We start from the raw sequence: 17453 nt of genomic DNA, 5'->3' as shown, positions 1-17453 counted from the left end.
ATAAAAAACCCGTAAAAACGGGCAGTAGAGGGTAAGAAAAGAATCAAGCTTCCTTATGGAGATCATTCATATAAAAAGCCACAGAATTGACGCCCTCTTTTTTCGCCCATTCATAAGCTTCTGACACAAATTTCCAATTAATATGATTATAAAATTTATCCAAATAAGCCGCTCTAGCATTTTTGTGATCAATGTAATAAGCATGTTCCCAAACATCCACTACAAGCACAGGAACTTTACCTTCAGTTACAGGTGTAGCAGCATTACTTGTTTGGACTATTTCAAGCTTTTGAGAAGAAGGGTTATAAACCAACCAACACCAACCTGAACCAAATAGCCCAGTTGCAGCTTTTAAATAAGACTCTTTAAAAGAATCGATCGAGCCAAAATCTTTACTGATAGCATCTTTCACATCCGAACTCATCTCACTTGTTGTTGGAGCAATGCAATCCCAATAAAAATCGTGATTATAAACCTGAGCTGCATTATTAAATAAACCACCATTAGCTTTAGTAACGATCGCAAACAGATCTTTACTTGCAAACTCAGTATCTTGGATTAAATTGTTTAGATTATTCACGTAAGTTTGGTGATGTTTTCCATAATGAAAATCAAACGTAACAGGGCTTAAAAAGTCTCCCATACTATCTTTAGCATAAGGTAATTCTCTTAATTTGAACATAATATGTCTCCTAATAATTTTAGTTGTAAAAACTCACTAATTATAATCATTTTAATTCTATTTTTGATAAATAAATTAAAATCTATTTTTTATCTTTACAGATCTTTTAAAGAATGCAGCCATTCCAAATTTGCCTGCACTTCATTACCACACTTTTGCAAAAGACCATTGCGAATAGAATTTAACGACACAATATCAAGAGATTTCATCATTTCTGCATTTAAAACCGTGTTTTGCGCAGAATCCTCAAGTCGATTGAGTAAAGATTCTATTTCTTCAATCAACCCATCCTTAGTCACAATTTCTCCATAAGCATTCAGCATTGATTCCTTATCTTGCATTTTCAAGCTCTTTTTCCAATGCTTCAGTAAAAACACTACTATAGCCTGCATTTTGAGGGATCTTATCTTTAAATTCTCTCAAAATACTAAAATAATCTTCTATCGTAATTTCTCCTTTTAAAAGCTCGTATTTGAGATAAACCCAATAGGTATTCAACACATCGCTCCGACAATATTCATCAATTTTAGCAATCTTGTTTTTTTCTTCTGAATTTTCATCATAATAAACTTTATATACAAGATCCCCGCTCATATCATATTTACCAGGTATCCCAAGCATCGCACAAACAGAATCGAGCTTGAGATTACGCACCATCCCAAAACTTCCCAAACTTTCAAGCAAATCAGTATGAAATCGCTCAGAAAATCTTTGACGATAATTCTCCCATTTGCTTTTATTGAATGCAGCATTATCTTGCTCATAATAAGCAGTTGCACTCAAATTGTAACGCATAGCTCGAAGCATAATCGCAGGTATGTCAAATCCTCTACCATTAAAGCTCACGAGTTTAGGTTGGGATTTGTTAAAAAATTTTAAAAAATCCTCAATGAGATTTTCCTCTTGATCATTTTGCGATTCCCCAAGAAGATTTTTACCAAAATTTCCAACTTTCATAAAATGCCCGTAATCATCAGCAATAACGCTTGCTATAGAAACAATTTTATGGAGATAAAGAGGTAAAAAATCACTCCCGCTTTTTTCTTTTTGCTCCTCCATTGCTATTTTGCAAATCTCTAAAGATGAATCAGCTTTAATATGAGAAAAACTCTTCTGAATCAAAGCAACATCTGGAACGGTTTCAATATCAAATACACAAATCATTTTTTTCCTTTTTATAGGTGTAATTATTTTTGTTTGCCCTCATAATTAAAAACAGGTAAGCCTATTTTATAATAAATTGCCAAAAGTCTCAAAATCACCCCGCAAATCAAAGTAATGATACTTGCTATCAAAACCTCAACACCAAAGTATTGAATCAAAATATAATATAAGCTAGCCGTTATCATTGCTACACCCGCATAAAGCTCCTTTTGGAAAACTAAAGGAATACGATTACAAAAAATATCCCTCAAAATACCTCCAAAAACACCCGTAATAACTGCACTGCTAACAATAAGCACAAAGCCATAATCCATTTTTCTAGCTACTTCTGCACCAATAATGCTAAAAAGAACAAGTCCGAGCGAATCCAAAAATAAAAATAAAGATTCCAATCGAGTCATCACCGAAGCAATGCGGGTAGTCAAAATGGATGCGACGCAAATGATGATCACATAATGGGGATTTGCCACCCACGTAAGGGGATAATGCCCAAACAAAACATCACGTATCGATCCCCCTCCAATGGCTGTTACCAAAGCAATAAACATAACTCCGAATAAATCCATTTTATAACGCCCCGCAGCCAAGGCTCCGCTCATAGCCTCTGCAGTAATGCCTATTATATAAAGTATCGTCAAAAGCATTGCAATCTTACCCCTAAAATATCTGAATGAATCTAAAATTTTAGTACAATCCCATCAGATATATTATCCAAAATAACAAGGAAAATTGATGCGTGAAATCATTACCAGATTTGCCCCTTCTCCAACCGGATATCTTCATATTGGAGGACTACGAACGGCACTATTTAACTACCTTTATGCCCGTGCCCATCAAGGCAAGTTTTTTTTAAGAATAGAAGATACAGATTTAGCAAGAAATTCTTTGCAGGCTGCTGAAGCGATCATTGAAGCTTTCAAATGGGTGGGTATGGATTATGACGGAGACGTTGTTTATCAATCAAAACGCTTTGATTTATATCAAAGCTATATCCAAAAACTTATCAAAGAAGATAAAGCCTATTACTGCTATATGACAAAAGAAGAGCTTGACGCGCTTAGAGATGAACAAAAAAATCGAGGTGAAACACCAAGATACGATAACCGTTATAGAGATTTCAAAGGAACTCCTCCAAGCACAATCCCTCCTGTGGTAAGAATCAAAGCCCCATTAACGGGCACAATAGAATTTCACGATGGCATAAAAGGGGACATTAAAATCAATTCCAAAGAATTGGACGATTTCATCATCGCTAGAAGCGATGGAACCCCTACATATAATTTCGTAGTGAGCATTGATGATGCTCTAATGGGGATTACTGATGTCATTCGTGGGGACGATCATCTTTCCAACACACCCAAACAAATCATCGTCTATAATGCACTCGGGTTTAAAATTCCCAAATTCTATCACGTTCCGATGATTCTCAACCCACAAGGGCATAAGCTTAGTAAGCGTGATGGAGCAATGGGAGTAATGGATTATAAAAAAGCAGGCTATTTGCCCGAAGCCATTTTAAACTTTTTGGTTCGTTTGGGCTGGAGTTATGGGGATCAGGAAATATTCAGTATGCAAGAGATGCTTGCATATTTTGATCCAAACGCATTGAATTCTTCTCCAAGCAGTTATAATCAAGAAAAATTTCTCTGGCTCAATGCCCATTACATCAAAAAAACATCCAATGATGCACTTCAAAAACTTCTAGAAGATTTTAACTGTCCAAATTTAACTCCGCCCAAAAGAGATGTTCTTTACGCATCTCTGAAAGATAGAACCCAAACACTTAAAGATTTTGCCCTATCTGCGAATGAAATACTGACTCCTCCCAAAATCTATGAAGAAAAGTCCCTTAAAAAAATTGAACCGCAAGCCTATAAAATTTTAGAAAACTTCAGCAACACACTTAAAAATGTTTCTTTTGACACGCAAGATAATCTAAACGCACATATCCATTCCTTTATGGATTCAAACTCCCTCAAAGCAGGTAAGTTTATGCAACCTCTACGAATTGCTCTACTTGGAAAATCCGGAGGGATAGGTTTGCCTGAAGCGATGTTTGTTATCGGAAAAGAAGAGGTTATAAAAAGAATTCAAAAGTTTTGCAACACTTGATGAATCCTTAACTTTTCCGCAGTAGAATATCCCCCATATCAAAAATAAAACACAAAGGACATTTATGAAAAAGTTTCTCTCAATTGCTGCAGTAATCGCACTTTCTATAAGTGCAGTGAATGCAAAAAACTTTACGATTGACCCAGCACATTCTTCCGTAGGATTTGAAGTTGAACATATGCTTATTAGCAAAGTCAATGGCGAATTTAACACTTTTAATGGAGTCTTAGACATCGATCCAAGCACAAAAAAAATCAATAAGTTTGAAGGAGAAATCAATATTGGCTCTGTAGATACAAAAAACTCAAAAAGAGATGCCCATTTAAAAACAAGCGATTTTTTTGATGCAAGCAAATTCCAAAAAGCAACTTTCAAAATGACACAACAAAAAGGTGATAAGATTTATGGAGATCTTACTATCAGAGGTATCAAAAAACCCGTAGTATGGGAAGTTGATATAAAAGGACCTGGCACCAATCCAATGACAAAAAAACAACTGATGGCTTTGGAAATCAGCGGTAAAATCAATCGAAAAGATTTTCAAGTCGGGACTGAAACTCCAAATGCAATCGTAAGCGATGAAGTTAAAGTAAAAATCCAAATAGAAGCTTCAGAATAATCTGAAGCTTCTATAAGTTTAAATTTTTCAGCAATTATAAAACGATTATTTTATACAATACCCGAAAAAGATAAGGCTTTCAATGTGGCGCGGGTTTTGTATTTTTCTTCTTCTTATTTCTATTGCTCAATCTTATGAATGGAAATATAGTTTAGGATTTAATTTTTATCTAGATAATCTTGAAGACTCCGTTCCTTATTGGGATACTAGAACAATTTATGGGGTTAGATTGGCCCCAGAAGTCGGCATTGCATTTGATAATTATCAATCCCTAATGTTTGGCGGGTATGTTCTGCAAAATATGGGCGAACAAAAATTTCCTACAAAAGCCAATGTATCAATTTACTACAGCGCTATTGGAGAAAAATTTCGGGGTTATTTTGGTATTTTTCCTCGAACGCATTCAATCGCGCATTACCCTCTAAGTTTTTTCCGAAATGATTTTTATTTTTTCAATCCCAACATCAACGGTGTTATGTTCCAATACAAGCCTGAAAATATTTCAGATAAGGTCAATGGCTACGCAGAGTTTATTTTTGATTGGTATGGCGGGAATCTCTCTAAAAGATTGGATGAATTTATGGTTTTAGCATCAAGTGAATTCCAATTTTTAAGACACTATCTTTATGTGGGTGGGAATTTTCTGATGTATCATTTTAAAAATGATGAATATCTCGCTAAAGATGGATCTAATGGAGACACTTATTTGCTTGATCGCATTTATTATAATCTTTATGTGGGTTCAAGCCTTCAAGACCTTCTGCCCTTTATGGAAAAAGCTTACTTACAATTTGGAACCCTTTCTTCATTGGAAAGAAAACGTCGTTTAAGTACGGGTTTAGATCCTTTCTACAATGGTCTTGGCTGGCAAATTGATATTGGAGCGCAATATAAAGGATTTGGCATTAAAAACAGCTATTATTTTGGAAAACCGCAAATGAAATATTATTCCCAATACGGCGAAGATTTCTATAACGGCTTGCCTTTTTATCAAGCAACAAACTACGATCGGGCAGATTTTTATTACGAATATAAAAACGATATTTTAACTGCGAGATTAAGCATTATTCTGCATTTTGTCAATCAAATATTTGCCAATCAAGAAATGCTGACAATTTCTTTAGACACTCATAAATTATTTAAAAAACTCAAACAACATTCCCAAAATTTCTAATCGCCGAATTTTCATAAAAATTCTAAGTCTCTGATGCTCTACAAAACTAACAGACACTTGTTAATCCCAATGAGTTAAGAGTATGGGGATTATTCATTAAATCTTTTAGACCATCGGTTTATTTTTGATTAAAAATTTTTTTCTACAATAACCTGTCTAAAGGATCATTCATATGCAAGATAAACGACAAGAAATTATTCTCAATGCTACAAAGATAATTTTTAAAACAAAAATCAGCAATTTTTCTTTGAATGCTTTTTTAAATGAAATAAAAATTCCAAAAGGTGTCTTTTACTATTATTTCAAAAGCAAGGATGAATTGATTTTTGAAATTCTCTCTAGTTTGTCTGAAACTTATCGCATAAGATTGGAAAATCAACTTTACAGCTCAAAGACTTTAAGAGAAAAATTGATGCACATTTTTGATATTTATTGTTTTACAAAAAAACGTAATTTTGAAATTTGTGAATTTTATGCCGACTTTTTTTCATATACTCTCAATACCCAAAATAAGCTTTTTAAACAACACATCAAAAAAATCAAGGAAGATACTAAATACTTAATTACCCAAAGCTTCCATACTGATATCGCAAGTAAAAAAAGATTAGAAAATGCGCTTGCAATGAGTGAATTTCTATCTTTTGGCATTGATAGTTTTTTTCTTTGTTATGAAATTTTATCAGATGGAAAAAGAGATATGAGAAAACATTGGAAAATCAAAAATAGAGAAATTTTGATTTTTATTGAGGCAATTTGTGATCTTTTAGAAAAAAATACCGAAAGGAATTAAAATGAAATATTGGATATTTTTAGCAATCGCAGTTATCTTTGAAACAATAGGGACAACATCGCTCAAACAAGCAGCTAATACAGGAAACCATATTTATACTGGAATTTTTGTCCTGATGTTTATCATTTCTTTCACATTTTTTTGGTATGCACTAAGAGGTATTGATTTGAGTATCGCTTACGCTTCTTGGGCAGGATTTGGACTTGTAATCATCACTTTAGCAGGAATCTTTATTTTCAAAGAAGAAGTGAGTTTTTTGAAGATTCTTTTTTTAGCACTGATTTTAATTGGTCTAGTGGGGTTAAAATTGATTTCAAAAAACTAAGCAAAAACCTTCAAGGTTTTACTGGCTTCTAAGTTGCTCCAAACGCTCTCTTTTTGTCCCAATATCTGTTATCTGTACGCCAAAGTTTCCATCCACAATCACAACCTCTCCTTTAGCAATCACTTTGTCATCTACAAGAATTTCCAAAGGATCATTGGCAAGTTGATTAAGTTCGACAACGCTACCGATATCCATCGATATAACATCTTTTAAGAGCATCTTTTTTTGACCAATCCTGACTTTGACATTAAGCTTCACATCAAGAAGCATTCCAATATTTTTGATTTCATCCTGATTGAGTAAATGATTTTGAGAAACTTCAGAAGAGGCATTCGTCGGCTGAGGCTGAATATTATCAAACATACTCGTAAAATCTGATGTTGTCAAAAAAACAAAACTAGATTTAATTGTATTGAGCGAAAAAGAAAACTCATATTCCTTATCATAGAGCCCTAAATCAATCGGAGTGATTACAAATTCTATATTACGACAAGAAAAATTCAATTTGGGAAGATTTTTTTGAGAACCCAAAGAGGTTGAAATTGCTCCAAATATATTTGAATTGATCTCTTTAACCGCATCCAAATCATCACTATCCATTTCGCCCTTACTCGCACCCTCCCCGCCAACCATTAAATCTGCCAAAGCCGTTGCAAGTTCAACAGGCATAATTAAAGCAACATTTGTACTCAAGTCTCCAGAAACTGCGATATAAGTTATTGCATAAGGAACAGGCAAAGCAATAGAGGTCGCGTAATCTGTTTTAATATTGGCAATATCAGGAGAAGAACCAGTAAGCCCCTCTATCGTAGAAATGGTCTCTTGAGTAAAAATTTTTATAAAATCATTCATTATTCTTCCTCTTCTTCCATATCATTTACCTTGCTTTTTCGTTGCGCTTCAAGCATTTCAAGAATTTCTTTGACTTTATCTTTTTCGGTTTTTATGATTTCTTTAATTTTAATCGTCTTTCGATATCTTTGAAGTCCCACACTCGCCAAGTATTTCTCTTTTCCATCCACATTCACAACAACGGTATCATCAGCTGCCCTATCCAAACGAATGATATCCCCAACCATCAAATCTAACACTTCTTTTAAGGTCAATCTGACTCCTCCTAAAAATACCGAAATATTCACACCTGCTCCACCCACTAAGGCTTGAAGTTCCTTGTTACGACTTTTCTTTGAGCTGGTTTCAGAAAGCATCAAATCCCTGCCTCCAAGCCTAGAAAGTATAGTTTCAAGAGAAATTACAGGGTAACATAAATTCATCATCCCGCTACTATGTCCGATAATAATCTCCATCACGACCATAATAACAATTTCATTTTGAGCAACGATTTGAACAACATTTGCACTAGATTCTTTCGCATCGACGGTTGGAAAAATTTCAGTAATCGGAGACCACGCATCCTTAAGCGTCTGCATAATCTGTCTGAGTATGGTATCAAGCAAATTCAACTCAATATCACTAAATTCTCTTGAATGATCATAAGGATCTCCCTTGCCCCCCAAAAGTCTGTCAATCATAGGAAAAGCAATGCTTGGATTGATCTCTAAAACCCCTGTTCCATCCATAGGTTTCATAGAAAACACGTTAAAACTTGTAGGGCTTGGCAAACTCATCAAAAATTCCCCATAAGTCATCTGATCAACGCTGTGCAACTGAATTTCAACAATACTCCTCATAATTGCAGAAATCTGGCTTGAAAGACTTCTAGCCATTTTGTCGTGGATACTTCTAAAAGCTCGAAGTTGTTCTTTGCTAACGCGATTGGGACGCTTAAAATCATATAGAGTTACTTGTTTTTGATGAACAATGTCATGTTTTTGCAAAACTTCAGCATCATCACCCTCATCAACCACTTCAAGGAGCGCATCAATTTCTTCTTGACTCAATATATCAGCCATTTTTTTCTCCTAAAGACTTTCTTATTTTTTTAATAACTTCCTTGATGATCTGAGAAATTCTTGATTCGGTAATATTTAAGACCTCTTTAATCTCACTCAAATTTAACTCATCAAAAAAATATAATTGAATAATCAGCTGTTCTCGCTCTGAAAGCGTCTTTAAAATTTCTTGAATAATCCCTACAAGCTCTTCGTGTTCAAGTTTTTCTAAAATATTCTCTTGCTCAATGATATTGCATTGTTCATCAATGGGGACCAAAGCATAAATATCAGAAGCAATCTTAGCCTCTTTAATCTTATCGACATCTTCACCCAAAACTTTTGCCAAATATTCATTACTGGGTTCTTCGTGATATTCATTAAAATATTTTGAAACTTCATAATCAATGGATTTTATCAATTTTCTAGAAGCCCTAGAAACAATATCAAGCGATCTTAAATAATCAAGCATCGCACCATTAGCACGAGTTTTAGCATATCCCCAAAAAGAATCATTGAGTTTATTATCATACCTTCTAGCAAGCTTAATGAGTTCTTCAGTGCCAACAGATACCAAATCATTCAGATCCACCGAACTAGGAACACGCTCTTTAATACGATAGGCCATCGAACGAACTGCGGGCAAATACTGCATTGCAAGCTCATCTTGAGAATATTTAATATTCTGGTTGTAGCCTTGCATATTTTTTTTATTCATTTTATTTTGCCTGAGTTGAAAGAAGTTTATTTTCTGCAAAATCAGAATTCCCGATATAGCGGCGAATGTTAGCAGCTTCTTTCTCTCGCATATCAAATTCGCGATCAAAATGTTCTAATTTTTTCTCAAGATGGGCTTTATTAAATAATGTTTTGTCAAAATCAATAAACCAAATATAAGCTGAAGCACAAAAAAGAGTGATCAAATAAAATCCTATCGTTGAAATGATCGTCCAAAATAAAATAATTTCAGGTTCATTAAACTTTGCAATGGCAAAAACCAGCCCCACAAAAAATCCAAAAACAACAGAAAAATTAATGAAGTTATTTGGTCTCATCTGCGTTCCTTATAAATATCCCAATATCCTTTTAAAAAACCCTGCAAAGCTTTCTTTCGGATTTTGAAGCACATTTTGTTCCACTTTTGAAACAATCATCTTCGCAATCTGATTCATAGAAGATGAAAAATTATTTAGAGGCTCAACCTTGCAAAGAAGTTCGCGATATTTTGTGGATTTTTTAACAGAATCACCAGCTTGCAAACAACCTAAAAAATTTAATTCTAAATCAGGCAAATTCTTCTTAGCAACATTCCGTATCTTCTCAAAAACACCCATTCCTTCTCTTTGGGAAATTGCCATATTTACAATCACAAAAAGCTCTGTTTTGATTTTAGAGTTGATTTTAATCGTAGCATAGGCATCTGTAATTGCTGCAGGATCAGGAATAGTTACAACCACAACATAATCGCTGGCATTCAAAAAAGCTCGGGTTACCTCCCCAATTCCTGCTCCCGTATCAATGATCATATAGTCTAAGCTGTCCAAAATCTCACTTCCATCGACAAACTCATCTAAAATATCTTGATTGGCATATTTTAAAATCTCATCTCCGCTATCCCCAGGAATTAAGTATAGACCGTTTTCAATAGGATAAATCACCTCATCAAACTTGGCTTCTCCTTTTAAGGCGTGCAAAATATTCTTATTTGTTTTGACTCCAAAAATCAAATCCAAATTTGCCAACCCGATATCTGCATCAAATACCCCGACTTTATAACCCATCTTAAAAAGAGTATAAGAAAGATTAGCACTAATCGTTGATTTTCCAACCCCTCCCTTACCGCTTGTAATGGCAATAAATTTTGTTTTTCCTTTTTGAGGAGAAGTTTTCATCAAATGTTCTAAATTACTGGCTTGATTCATTTAGACGCTCGATTAGGATTTGAAAAACCATCCAACATACAATCAACCAAATAATCATTTGTTGCCACCATCAAATCCATCGGAACTTCTTGCCCAATTGAAAGGTAGCTTACAGGCTTTTTGCTCTCATAAACCAAAGAAAATAAATTGCCCAAACCTCTGCTTTCATCAAGTTTGCTAAAAACTAAAGTATCAATATCAAGCTCTCCAAAAGAATTATAAATATCTTTTAAATCCTCATATTTAGTTGTAGCTGAAAGCACAAGGGTAACATCAATTTTGTAATCATTATTGATAAATTTTTTTAACATATTGATTTTTTGCTTATCGTGCTGGGAATGCCCTGCAGTATCTACCAAGATATAATCACAATAACGCAATGTGTCAATTTCTTTCAAAAAATCTTCAGGTTCAATCACAGTTTCTATGCTGATTTTCATCTTCCTTGCATACCAAGTAAGCTGTTCAAGCGCTCCAATTCTATAAGTATCAAGTGTGATAATGCCAACTTTATATCTTTTGTCAAGCATTTTTGAATAACGCGCAGCAAGCTTTGCAAGTGTGGTGGTTTTCCCCACTCCAGTCGGACCAACCAACATAATGATTTTTTTTGCTCCCATATCCAAATGTTCGCTGCGACAATAAATCATTTTCCGCAACACTTCACGAAAATAGCGCTTAATCGTCAAAGAATTCTCTCTCATTTTAAGAGGCATCAATTCCAAACTCAACTTCATAATTTCATCCAAATGGATTTTATTCATCCCGCTGTTTTTAGCTAGGCGATAAATTTCGGCAAACTCTTGGGGTATCTGAGGGGTTTCTTCTCTAGGAGCTTTTTCATCCCAAAACATATTTTGTATTAATTTAATCTTATCATTTATCTTATCAAGTTCGACTTTGATATGCTTGAGCTCTTTAGTATCATTTTGTTGGTTGATTATTCTGTCTTCTTGTTTTCGAATTAGTTTATTTTCCAATCTTAAATCCAAGCTTTTTGACATATCAGGAACAATAACAGATTCCTTTTTAATTGCAGACTTAGAAGGTTCTGTGCCTGCGATTTTGCTGATTTCTCTAACTGCATCAGATAGCTGGATAGTGACATCATCATAAGAATTTCTTGATTCTTTTTTCTTTTTTTCCATATTTTTTTCTAAAATCTCATCCAAACGCTTTTGGATGCTGTTTTTAGACTTTGGTGCTTCCAAGCTTGTTTCAGGAGAATTTTCATCGGCATCATCACTTTCAACGGCTACAACAATTTCATAAAGACCAGGCTGAGTCATTGTTTTTTTTCTAATTTCTCGCGTTTTAACCACTAAAGCGTCTTCACCGTGTTTGCTTTGAGCAGTTTTTAAAGCCTCTGCAGCCGTTTCTCCACCATAAGTATAAAGTTTCATTTATATCCCTTTTGGGTTAAGTATTCTAAAAAAAGAGGAATCAAAACTGACTCTCTTTGATGCCATTTTGGATGCGGTATTTTAAGATAAGGACGCTTTAAAATCAAATCATTAAAAAAGATTATATCTATATCTAAAGTCCTTGGAGAATTTTTAAACGCTCTTTTCTTAGGTCTTCCAAATCTGCGTTCTAAATAAAAAACAAGTCCAAAAAGCTCAACGATGGACAAATTAGTAGAAAGCGTAATGGTAGCGTTATAAAAATCTTCTTGATAAACATATCCGAAAGGCGGATTTCTATAAATAGGAGAAGAAGCCAAAAAAGAAAAATTTTTATTGGAGCTAAACCATCTCCAAAGTTCCTTAAAACGTTTTTCACAATTACCAACATTTCCCCCTATTCCAAGAGTAACAGTATTGGTAAAATAGTGGGGCAAAAAAACTCTGTAAGGAAAAAAATCAGTAAAAATTAGAGTTCTCATTTTAAGCAATATCGCGCATTTCTCAAAGGTCAAATAACCTCTGCTCTGCCATTTTTCACAACCACCAAATCTTCAATGCGCACCCCATAAAAGTTTGGAATATAAATTCCAGGCTCAATTGAAAACACCATCCCATCTTCTATAACCGTTTCGCTTTTTTGAGAAATAAAGGGTAATTCGTGAATATCAAGCCCAATCCCATGCCCAGTGCTATGAACAAAATATTTTCCATAACCAGATTTTTCTATCACCCCTCTAGCAATCCCATCAATCTCTTTGCCCATCATCCCACTTCTTAAAAGCTTAATAGTTTTCTCTTGAGCACACAAAACGATGTCATAAATTTTTTGCAAATCTTTATCTTTAAAATTCTGACATTTTTTAAAAACAATCCCGCTTTTGTCAAAAAAAGCTGTTCTTGTTCTGTCTGAACAATATCTTTGGTATTTGATACCTGCATCAAACAATAAAAGATCGCCATATTTAATTTTGTCTTTTTTGCTTGGCAAAGCGTGAGGTTTAGCAGCATTTGCATTGATTCCAAGAATAGGTTTAAAACTAAGATCATATTTGCCGTTATGGGTTAAAAATTGCTGGGAGAAGTAGTATAAATCCTGCTCGCTTAAATGAATTTTGCATTCATTAAGATACTTAGCAAAATTTTTATAGGCCTCTTTGTTGAGTTTCTGAGATTTTTGAATCAGCTTAATTTCAGATTCGGTCTTAATAATCCGCTTGAATCGATGAAAATTAGGAGAACCCTTTAACTCTTTTTTTGAATCAAGATGAGATTTTAATCTTTCAAAAGCACTTATTGTAATCTGATTAGGATCATAAACAATATCTTTAACAGAATTTTTATTTATAATATCAGCTGCTGTGCGAAATAAATCGCTTGATTCCACAATTCTTGTTTCAATCGCTTCTTGTTCTGCCTCAAGGGTATATCGGGAATCAGTTATAAAAAACCTATTATCCCCAATTTTTAAAAACAACCCGTTATCACAACTATACCCGCATTCAAAATATTGGGCATTTTCATCTAGAGTAAGATAAGATTCGTCATTTATCTTTTTTTTCATTTTTGGTTTCGGTTTTTACTTCAATTTTTGCATCGCTTGAAGCATTTTTAGCTTGGGCAGCTTGGGCTTCCCTGATTGTCTGAATTTCAGTTAAAATTTGCAACATCGCAATGATTCCCATATGATATCCAAAAGCACCAAATCCTGCAATAACTCCAGCACTGACTGCCCCTGTATAAGAATGTCTTCTATATTCTTCTCTAGCGTGAATATTGCTTAAATGGACTTCAATAACTGGAACCCCTGCTGCCATAATCGCATCTGCAATCGCAATCGAAGTATGAGAATATGCTCCTGGATTCATAATAATTCCAGCATAGTCACTACCTACACATTCTTGAATCTTATCAATCATTTCTCCTTCAAAATTACTTTGAAAAAAATCAAGTTCAAGATTATTCTGTTTTGCAAAAGTTTTCATATTCTCATGGATTTGCTCCAATGTCATTGTGCCATAAATTCTAGGATCTCTATGTCCAAGCATATTCAAATTAGGACCTTGTATAACTAAAATTCTCATCTTTTCTCCTAAATTAAAAATTATATTTCCTTAAATATAACATAATTCGGATTAAAATACAATCCAAAAGCTATATTGAAGAATCTTGAGTATTTGTATCCTCATTTTTAGGAGACAATTCATTAGGTATCTCCTGATTTTGTGTTTTTTTAGGTAAAACCTTTTTTTCTTCCTTAAACGGAGGACCTTTTTTTAGGATTTCAGTAAGCTCTGCAGCCTTTTTAGGATTCATTTTAGCCAATATCTTTCCCATATCTTGGGCACTAAGAGAAAATAAAATAGCAGCAGCTTCCATATCAGGAAGATTTTCAATGATAGGAGCAGCTTTAGAATCTTTCATCTTGGCATAAGTTTGAGCGAGCTTATTATTTTTGGCTTGATCAATTTCTTTTAATACCTCTTCATTTTTTTTAATAAGATTTTTTATTTTTGCCTCATTTTCATCATTCATCGCTTTGAGCTTAGCTTCTTTGTCTTCAATTTCTTTTAGTTTTAAACTCAAAGCATTTTCTCTTTCTTTCAACTTAGTTTCACGTTGATTGAAAATATTTTGAGTTGCGTTTTTAAGAGCTTCCATAGCCTGATTTTTTTCATCAAGTTCTCTTAGTTGCTCTTTGATTTCATTTTTTCTAGATTCAAAGACAGCATTACAATTTAAAAGTTGTGAAGAAGATTGAGAAGTATCTGGCAAGGCAATTTCTTGAGCCATAGCATTCTGAATGAATAATGCAAACAATGCAATATTTAGAAGATTTTTTATCATATGTTCTCTTTGTTTGAAGTAAAAAGCATCAAAGCAACCTCATCAAGATTTTTTATCTCTGATTTTTTTAAATGTCCTAATATTTTTTTAATTTCATTTTCTTGGAGATATTTTATTTTTTCATATTCAACAGAAGCTGCCCTATAAAATCCTTGAAGTTTTTTAGCGATATTCCTTAGTCCCGATATTTCTTCTTTGATAAAATCCATTTGATAAATCAATATCTTTTTTATTTCGCCAGTTCTTTTAAAATCCCAATAATTTCCAACTTGAGGAATGCAAACTTCACTGAGTTCAACCATAAGGGTATTTAATTCCTGATATTTAGCAGTAATTAAATAATTATTTTTAATGATTTCTCTTTCTATTTTATCTAGGGCTTGTTTTTTAAGCTTAAGGAGCGAATCAAATTTTGTTTTCATAAGACAATTGTATCATCTCTCTCTGGACTCGTTGAAACAATAGAAATCTTTGTATCTACCAACTCCTGCAAATCTGAAATATAATCTTTGGCTTCTTGGGGTAAATCTGAAAAGTGACGAACACCAGCCGTTTTATTCCAACCTTTATAGGTCTTATAAACAGGCTCCAAACCATTAAAATCACTTGGGACATAATCAATTGTCTGACCTTTATATTTATAAGCAATGCATACCTTTACTTCCTTTAAGCCATCCAATACATCCAACTTCATCAAGCTGAGTTCGGTGCAACCATTAATTCTGCAGGCATATTTAACACTCAAAGCATCAAACCAACCACATCTTCTTGCTCTGCCTGTAGTCACCCCAAATTCGCCACCTTTTTCACGTAAAAATTTTCCTATATCCCCAAAATCTTCGGTAGGAAAAGGACCATTCCCTACACGAGTGCAGTAGGCTTTGGAAATACCGATGATTTTGTCAAGATCTTTAGGGTTCAGCCCGCTACCACTGCACGCCCCAGATGCAGTAGTTGTCGAACTTGTTACAAAAGGATAAGTCCCGTGATCAATATCAAGCATACTGCCTTGTGCCCCTTCAAGCAAAATCTTTTTCCCTTCATCAATACCTTGCCAAAGCAATCTAGTCGTATCGGTTACAAAAGGCAAGATTTTAGAAGCATACTCTTGAAGATAGTTTTCAATCTCTTTAGAAGAAGGAAGTTGCACCTGATATAAATCTTGCAAATAAGCAATTTGTTCCAAATGAAATTGAATTTTTTGTTTTAATGCCGCCATATCTTTCAGATCTCTAATTCGAAATCCACTTCTAGCAACCTTATCCCCATAGCAAGGACCTATTCCCTTACAGGTTGTTCCTATGGCATTTCTGAGAGATTTTTCTCTAGCCTTATCAATGATTTGATGATAAGGCATAATGATATGGGCTTTATCACTAATAAAAAGCCTACCCTCTAAATCTTGGAATTGATCCATTTCATTGCACAATGCATCTAGAGCAATAACAACCCCATTCCCAATCACATTTTTACATTTTTTATACAAAATACCTGAAGGCATCAAATGCAGGGCGTATTTTTTTCCTCCAACAACAATCGTATGCCCAGCATTATGCCCACCTTGATACCTTACAATATAATCATAATTCACAGCAAGCCTATCAACAATCTTACCTTTCCCTTCATCTCCCCACTGAATCCCTACTACGAGATCTGCCATCCTAATTTCCTTCAAAATATTTTTATCAAATAATCAACAACATCATCGGTATAAATTCCAAAACCGCAAGATTGAATCCCCTCAATCGTATATTTTCCCCCTAAAAGAAACGTATGGTTTCCTTCAAACATCCTAAAAACCAAATCATTATAATAATCAACTGGAGCAAAATCAAGAGGAGAAAAAATCGTCTTTTTGTAATTGCAATAGCTTGCGCTTTCAGACAATGCCACAAGTTCTGATTTTAAAAAACTAGGAGCGCGAGGCACAAAATTTTCCAAATCCTCTTTAGTTTGAATTTTAAGCAAATCTACAAGATAACTACCCGATTTTAAGATGTCTTCAATCTGCATTTTTCTAAATGTTGGCATATCCACACCTAAATCCTGTGCACACAGCTTCAAAATCTTCACATTTGAAATCTGTAGAATAGGCGTAATTTCAAGCTTATTCATAATTTCTACGCTCAAGCAAAGTATTTTAGACATTTCATCGACATCTAAACATTCTGCACCGATTTGATGGATCTCATTTGTGGGATAACTGAAAACAGGCTGTATATAAAACCACTTTTTCTGATCAGTAGTCCTGCCCAAACGCTTTGTTATAATTCTAATAGCATCGATGGTAGTATCATAGCGCAAAGATATTTGATGATTATTTTGAGAACTCAAACGGATAATGTTACGATTTGAAAAATTTTTTTGGTGTTCCAGATAAACAAAAAAAGGTGTCAAAATTTCTTCAAAACCATTTTGGTAAAAAACTTCGCAAGCAAGATTTTCTATCCTGCGCTTAATTTTGGCCGAAAGACCAAAGTGCAGTTTTGTCCCTTGAGGTATTTCGTGTTCTAAAATCATATC

General features: G+C 34.1%; 22 protein-coding genes. 5 read left to right on the top strand and 17 right to left on the bottom strand.

From position 1 onward, the window contains the following. Nucleotides 1-43: 43 nt before the first annotated feature. The 4 genes from BKH41_RS03325 to BKH41_RS03310 all read right to left on the bottom strand — a co-directional run bounded on the left by BKH41_RS03325 (nt 44) and on the right by BKH41_RS03310 (nt 2490). A complete protein-coding gene (locus BKH41_RS03325) occupies nt 44-682 on the bottom strand; it encodes a superoxide dismutase (protein ID WP_095297019.1) in 639 nt (212 codons plus the stop codon). A 95-nt stretch (nt 683-777) separates the two neighbouring features. After that, a complete protein-coding gene (locus tag BKH41_RS03320) occupies nt 778-1023 on the bottom strand; it encodes a hypothetical protein (RefSeq protein ID WP_257875391.1) in 246 nt (81 codons plus the stop codon). Beyond that, nucleotides 1013-1846, bottom strand: coding sequence for a 3'-5' exonuclease (locus BKH41_RS03315; RefSeq protein WP_095297018.1), 834 nt, complete (start codon nt 1844-1846; stop codon nt 1013-1015). The genes BKH41_RS03320 and BKH41_RS03315 overlap by 11 nt, the downstream gene beginning before the upstream one ends. 23 nt (nt 1847-1869) lie before the next feature. Further along, a complete protein-coding gene (locus BKH41_RS03310; protein WP_095297017.1) occupies nt 1870-2490 on the bottom strand; it encodes a trimeric intracellular cation channel family protein in 621 nt (206 codons plus the stop codon). Between the two features lie 88 nt (nt 2491-2578). On the opposite strand from BKH41_RS03310, the gene gltX reads away from it, so the two are divergent. The 5 genes from gltX to BKH41_RS03285 all read left to right on the top strand — a co-directional run bounded on the left by gltX (nt 2579) and on the right by BKH41_RS03285 (nt 6866). Next, nucleotides 2579-3958 carry a glutamate--tRNA ligase gene (gltX, locus tag BKH41_RS03305; RefSeq protein WP_095297016.1) on the top strand — a complete coding sequence of 460 codons (1380 nt, stop codon included), beginning with the start codon at nt 2579-2581 and terminating at the stop codon, nt 3956-3958. Between the two features lie 64 nt (nt 3959-4022). Beyond that, a complete protein-coding gene (locus BKH41_RS03300) occupies nt 4023-4577 on the top strand; it encodes a YceI family protein (RefSeq protein ID WP_095297015.1) in 555 nt (184 codons plus the stop codon). Nucleotides 4578-4659: 82 nt separating this feature from the next. Further along, nucleotides 4660-5751 (top strand): hypothetical protein, encoded by a 1092-nt coding sequence (locus BKH41_RS03295; protein WP_095297014.1) that lies wholly within the window; start codon nt 4660-4662, stop codon nt 5749-5751. Between the two features lie 172 nt (nt 5752-5923). Continuing rightward, nucleotides 5924-6541: a TetR/AcrR family transcriptional regulator gene (locus BKH41_RS03290; protein WP_095297013.1), complete on the top strand. Its 618-nt coding sequence runs from the start codon at nt 5924-5926 to the stop codon at nt 6539-6541. A gap of 1 nt (nt 6542) precedes the next feature. Further along, nucleotides 6543-6866: a multidrug efflux SMR transporter gene (locus tag BKH41_RS03285; protein WP_095297012.1), complete on the top strand. Its 324-nt coding sequence runs from the start codon at nt 6543-6545 to the stop codon at nt 6864-6866. A gap of 18 nt (nt 6867-6884) precedes the next feature. Here the strand turns inward: BKH41_RS03285 and fliY are convergent, their stop codons facing one another. The 13 genes from fliY to BKH41_RS03220 form a co-directional block, all read right to left on the bottom strand. Continuing rightward, a complete protein-coding gene (gene fliY / locus BKH41_RS03280; RefSeq protein ID WP_095297011.1) occupies nt 6885-7718 on the bottom strand; it encodes a flagellar motor switch protein FliY in 834 nt (277 codons plus the stop codon). Then, nucleotides 7718-8779 carry a flagellar motor switch protein FliM gene (gene fliM / locus BKH41_RS03275; RefSeq protein WP_095297010.1) on the bottom strand — a complete coding sequence of 354 codons (1062 nt, stop codon included), beginning with the start codon at nt 8777-8779 and terminating at the stop codon, nt 7718-7720. The genes fliY and fliM overlap by 1 nt, the downstream gene beginning before the upstream one ends. Continuing rightward, nucleotides 8772-9476, bottom strand: coding sequence for an RNA polymerase sigma factor FliA (locus BKH41_RS03270; protein WP_095297009.1), 705 nt, complete (start codon nt 9474-9476; stop codon nt 8772-8774). The genes fliM and BKH41_RS03270 overlap by 8 nt, the downstream gene beginning before the upstream one ends. A gap of 1 nt (nt 9477) precedes the next feature. Further along, a complete protein-coding gene (locus BKH41_RS03265; protein ID WP_095297008.1) occupies nt 9478-9813 on the bottom strand; it encodes a hypothetical protein in 336 nt (111 codons plus the stop codon). 9 nt (nt 9814-9822) lie between these two features. Then, nucleotides 9823-10680 carry a MinD/ParA family protein gene (locus BKH41_RS03260; RefSeq protein WP_095297007.1) on the bottom strand — a complete coding sequence of 286 codons (858 nt, stop codon included), beginning with the start codon at nt 10678-10680 and terminating at the stop codon, nt 9823-9825. Continuing rightward, nucleotides 10677-12083: a flagellar biosynthesis protein FlhF gene (flhF, locus tag BKH41_RS03255; RefSeq protein WP_095297006.1), complete on the bottom strand. Its 1407-nt coding sequence runs from the start codon at nt 12081-12083 to the stop codon at nt 10677-10679. The genes BKH41_RS03260 and flhF overlap by 4 nt, the downstream gene beginning before the upstream one ends. Next, nucleotides 12080-12565 (bottom strand): 2-amino-4-hydroxy-6-hydroxymethyldihydropteridine diphosphokinase, encoded by a 486-nt coding sequence (folK, locus tag BKH41_RS03250; RefSeq protein ID WP_095297239.1) that lies wholly within the window; start codon nt 12563-12565, stop codon nt 12080-12082. The genes flhF and folK overlap by 4 nt, the downstream gene beginning before the upstream one ends. Nucleotides 12566-12594: 29 nt before the next feature. Further along, nucleotides 12595-13647: an aminopeptidase P family protein gene (locus BKH41_RS03245; RefSeq protein ID WP_095297005.1), complete on the bottom strand. Its 1053-nt coding sequence runs from the start codon at nt 13645-13647 to the stop codon at nt 12595-12597. Continuing rightward, nucleotides 13628-14167, bottom strand: coding sequence for a type II 3-dehydroquinate dehydratase (aroQ, locus tag BKH41_RS03240; protein WP_095297004.1), 540 nt, complete (start codon nt 14165-14167; stop codon nt 13628-13630). Before aroQ ends, BKH41_RS03245 begins: the two co-directional genes overlap by 20 nt. A 70-nt stretch (nt 14168-14237) precedes the next feature. Then, the gene (locus BKH41_RS03235; RefSeq protein ID WP_257875390.1) at nt 14238-14930 is read right to left on the bottom strand and encodes a MotE family protein; all 693 of its coding nucleotides are present in this window, start codon (nt 14928-14930) and stop codon (nt 14238-14240) included. Then, nucleotides 14927-15352 carry a flagellar export protein FliJ gene (locus BKH41_RS03230; RefSeq protein ID WP_095297003.1) on the bottom strand — a complete coding sequence of 142 codons (426 nt, stop codon included), beginning with the start codon at nt 15350-15352 and terminating at the stop codon, nt 14927-14929. Before BKH41_RS03230 ends, BKH41_RS03235 begins: the two co-directional genes overlap by 4 nt. After that, a complete protein-coding gene (locus BKH41_RS03225) occupies nt 15349-16590 on the bottom strand; it encodes an adenylosuccinate synthase (RefSeq protein WP_095297002.1) in 1242 nt (413 codons plus the stop codon). The genes BKH41_RS03230 and BKH41_RS03225 overlap by 4 nt, the downstream gene beginning before the upstream one ends. Nucleotides 16591-16601: 11 nt before the next feature. Further along, complete coding sequence (locus BKH41_RS03220; RefSeq protein WP_095297001.1) at nt 16602-17450, bottom strand: ATP phosphoribosyltransferase regulatory subunit; 849 nt, start codon at nt 17448-17450, stop codon at nt 16602-16604. Nucleotides 17451-17453 lie beyond the last annotated feature (3 nt).

The organism is Helicobacter sp. 12S02232-10, assembly GCF_002272895.1.
Lineage (GTDB): Bacteria > Campylobacterota > Campylobacteria > Campylobacterales > Helicobacteraceae > Helicobacter_J.
This window is presented reverse-complemented; position numbering and strand designations above follow the sequence as displayed.

Excerpts from the sequence above, each read along its gene's own strand:
- BKH41_RS03325 (WP_095297019.1), bottom strand. The coding sequence starts at position 682 with ATGTTCAAATTAAGAGAATTACCTTATGCTAAAGATAGTATGGGAGAC.
- BKH41_RS03320 (WP_257875391.1), bottom strand. The coding sequence starts at position 1,023 with ATGCAAGATAAGGAATCAATGCTGAATGCTTATGGAGAAATTGTGACT.
- BKH41_RS03315 (WP_095297018.1), bottom strand. The coding sequence starts at position 1,846 with ATGATTTGTGTATTTGATATTGAAACCGTTCCAGATGTTGCTTTGATT.
- BKH41_RS03310 (WP_095297017.1), bottom strand. The coding sequence starts at position 2,490 with ATGCTTTTGACGATACTTTATATAATAGGCATTACTGCAGAGGCTATG.
- gltX (WP_095297016.1), top strand. The coding sequence starts at position 2,579 with ATGCGTGAAATCATTACCAGATTTGCCCCTTCTCCAACCGGATATCTT.
- BKH41_RS03300 (WP_095297015.1), top strand. The coding sequence starts at position 4,023 with ATGAAAAAGTTTCTCTCAATTGCTGCAGTAATCGCACTTTCTATAAGT.
- BKH41_RS03295 (WP_095297014.1), top strand. The coding sequence starts at position 4,660 with ATGTGGCGCGGGTTTTGTATTTTTCTTCTTCTTATTTCTATTGCTCAA.
- BKH41_RS03290 (WP_095297013.1), top strand. The coding sequence starts at position 5,924 with ATGCAAGATAAACGACAAGAAATTATTCTCAATGCTACAAAGATAATT.
- BKH41_RS03285 (WP_095297012.1), top strand. The coding sequence starts at position 6,543 with ATGAAATATTGGATATTTTTAGCAATCGCAGTTATCTTTGAAACAATA.
- fliY (WP_095297011.1), bottom strand. The coding sequence starts at position 7,718 with ATGAATGATTTTATAAAAATTTTTACTCAAGAGACCATTTCTACGATA.
- fliM (WP_095297010.1), bottom strand. The coding sequence starts at position 8,779 with ATGGCTGATATATTGAGTCAAGAAGAAATTGATGCGCTCCTTGAAGTG.
- BKH41_RS03270 (WP_095297009.1), bottom strand. The coding sequence starts at position 9,476 with ATGAATAAAAAAAATATGCAAGGCTACAACCAGAATATTAAATATTCT.
- BKH41_RS03265 (WP_095297008.1), bottom strand. The coding sequence starts at position 9,813 with ATGAGACCAAATAACTTCATTAATTTTTCTGTTGTTTTTGGATTTTTT.
- BKH41_RS03260 (WP_095297007.1), bottom strand. The coding sequence starts at position 10,680 with ATGAATCAAGCCAGTAATTTAGAACATTTGATGAAAACTTCTCCTCAA.
- flhF (WP_095297006.1), bottom strand. The coding sequence starts at position 12,083 with ATGAAACTTTATACTTATGGTGGAGAAACGGCTGCAGAGGCTTTAAAA.
- folK (WP_095297239.1), bottom strand. The coding sequence starts at position 12,565 with ATGAGAACTCTAATTTTTACTGATTTTTTTCCTTACAGAGTTTTTTTG.
- BKH41_RS03245 (WP_095297005.1), bottom strand. The coding sequence starts at position 13,647 with ATGAAAAAAAAGATAAATGACGAATCTTATCTTACTCTAGATGAAAAT.
- aroQ (WP_095297004.1), bottom strand. The coding sequence starts at position 14,167 with ATGAGAATTTTAGTTATACAAGGTCCTAATTTGAATATGCTTGGACAT.
- BKH41_RS03235 (WP_257875390.1), bottom strand. The coding sequence starts at position 14,930 with ATGATAAAAAATCTTCTAAATATTGCATTGTTTGCATTATTCATTCAG.
- BKH41_RS03230 (WP_095297003.1), bottom strand. The coding sequence starts at position 15,352 with ATGAAAACAAAATTTGATTCGCTCCTTAAGCTTAAAAAACAAGCCCTA.
- BKH41_RS03225 (WP_095297002.1), bottom strand. The coding sequence starts at position 16,590 with ATGGCAGATCTCGTAGTAGGGATTCAGTGGGGAGATGAAGGGAAAGGT.
- BKH41_RS03220 (WP_095297001.1), bottom strand. The coding sequence starts at position 17,450 with ATGATTTTAGAACACGAAATACCTCAAGGGACAAAACTGCACTTTGGT.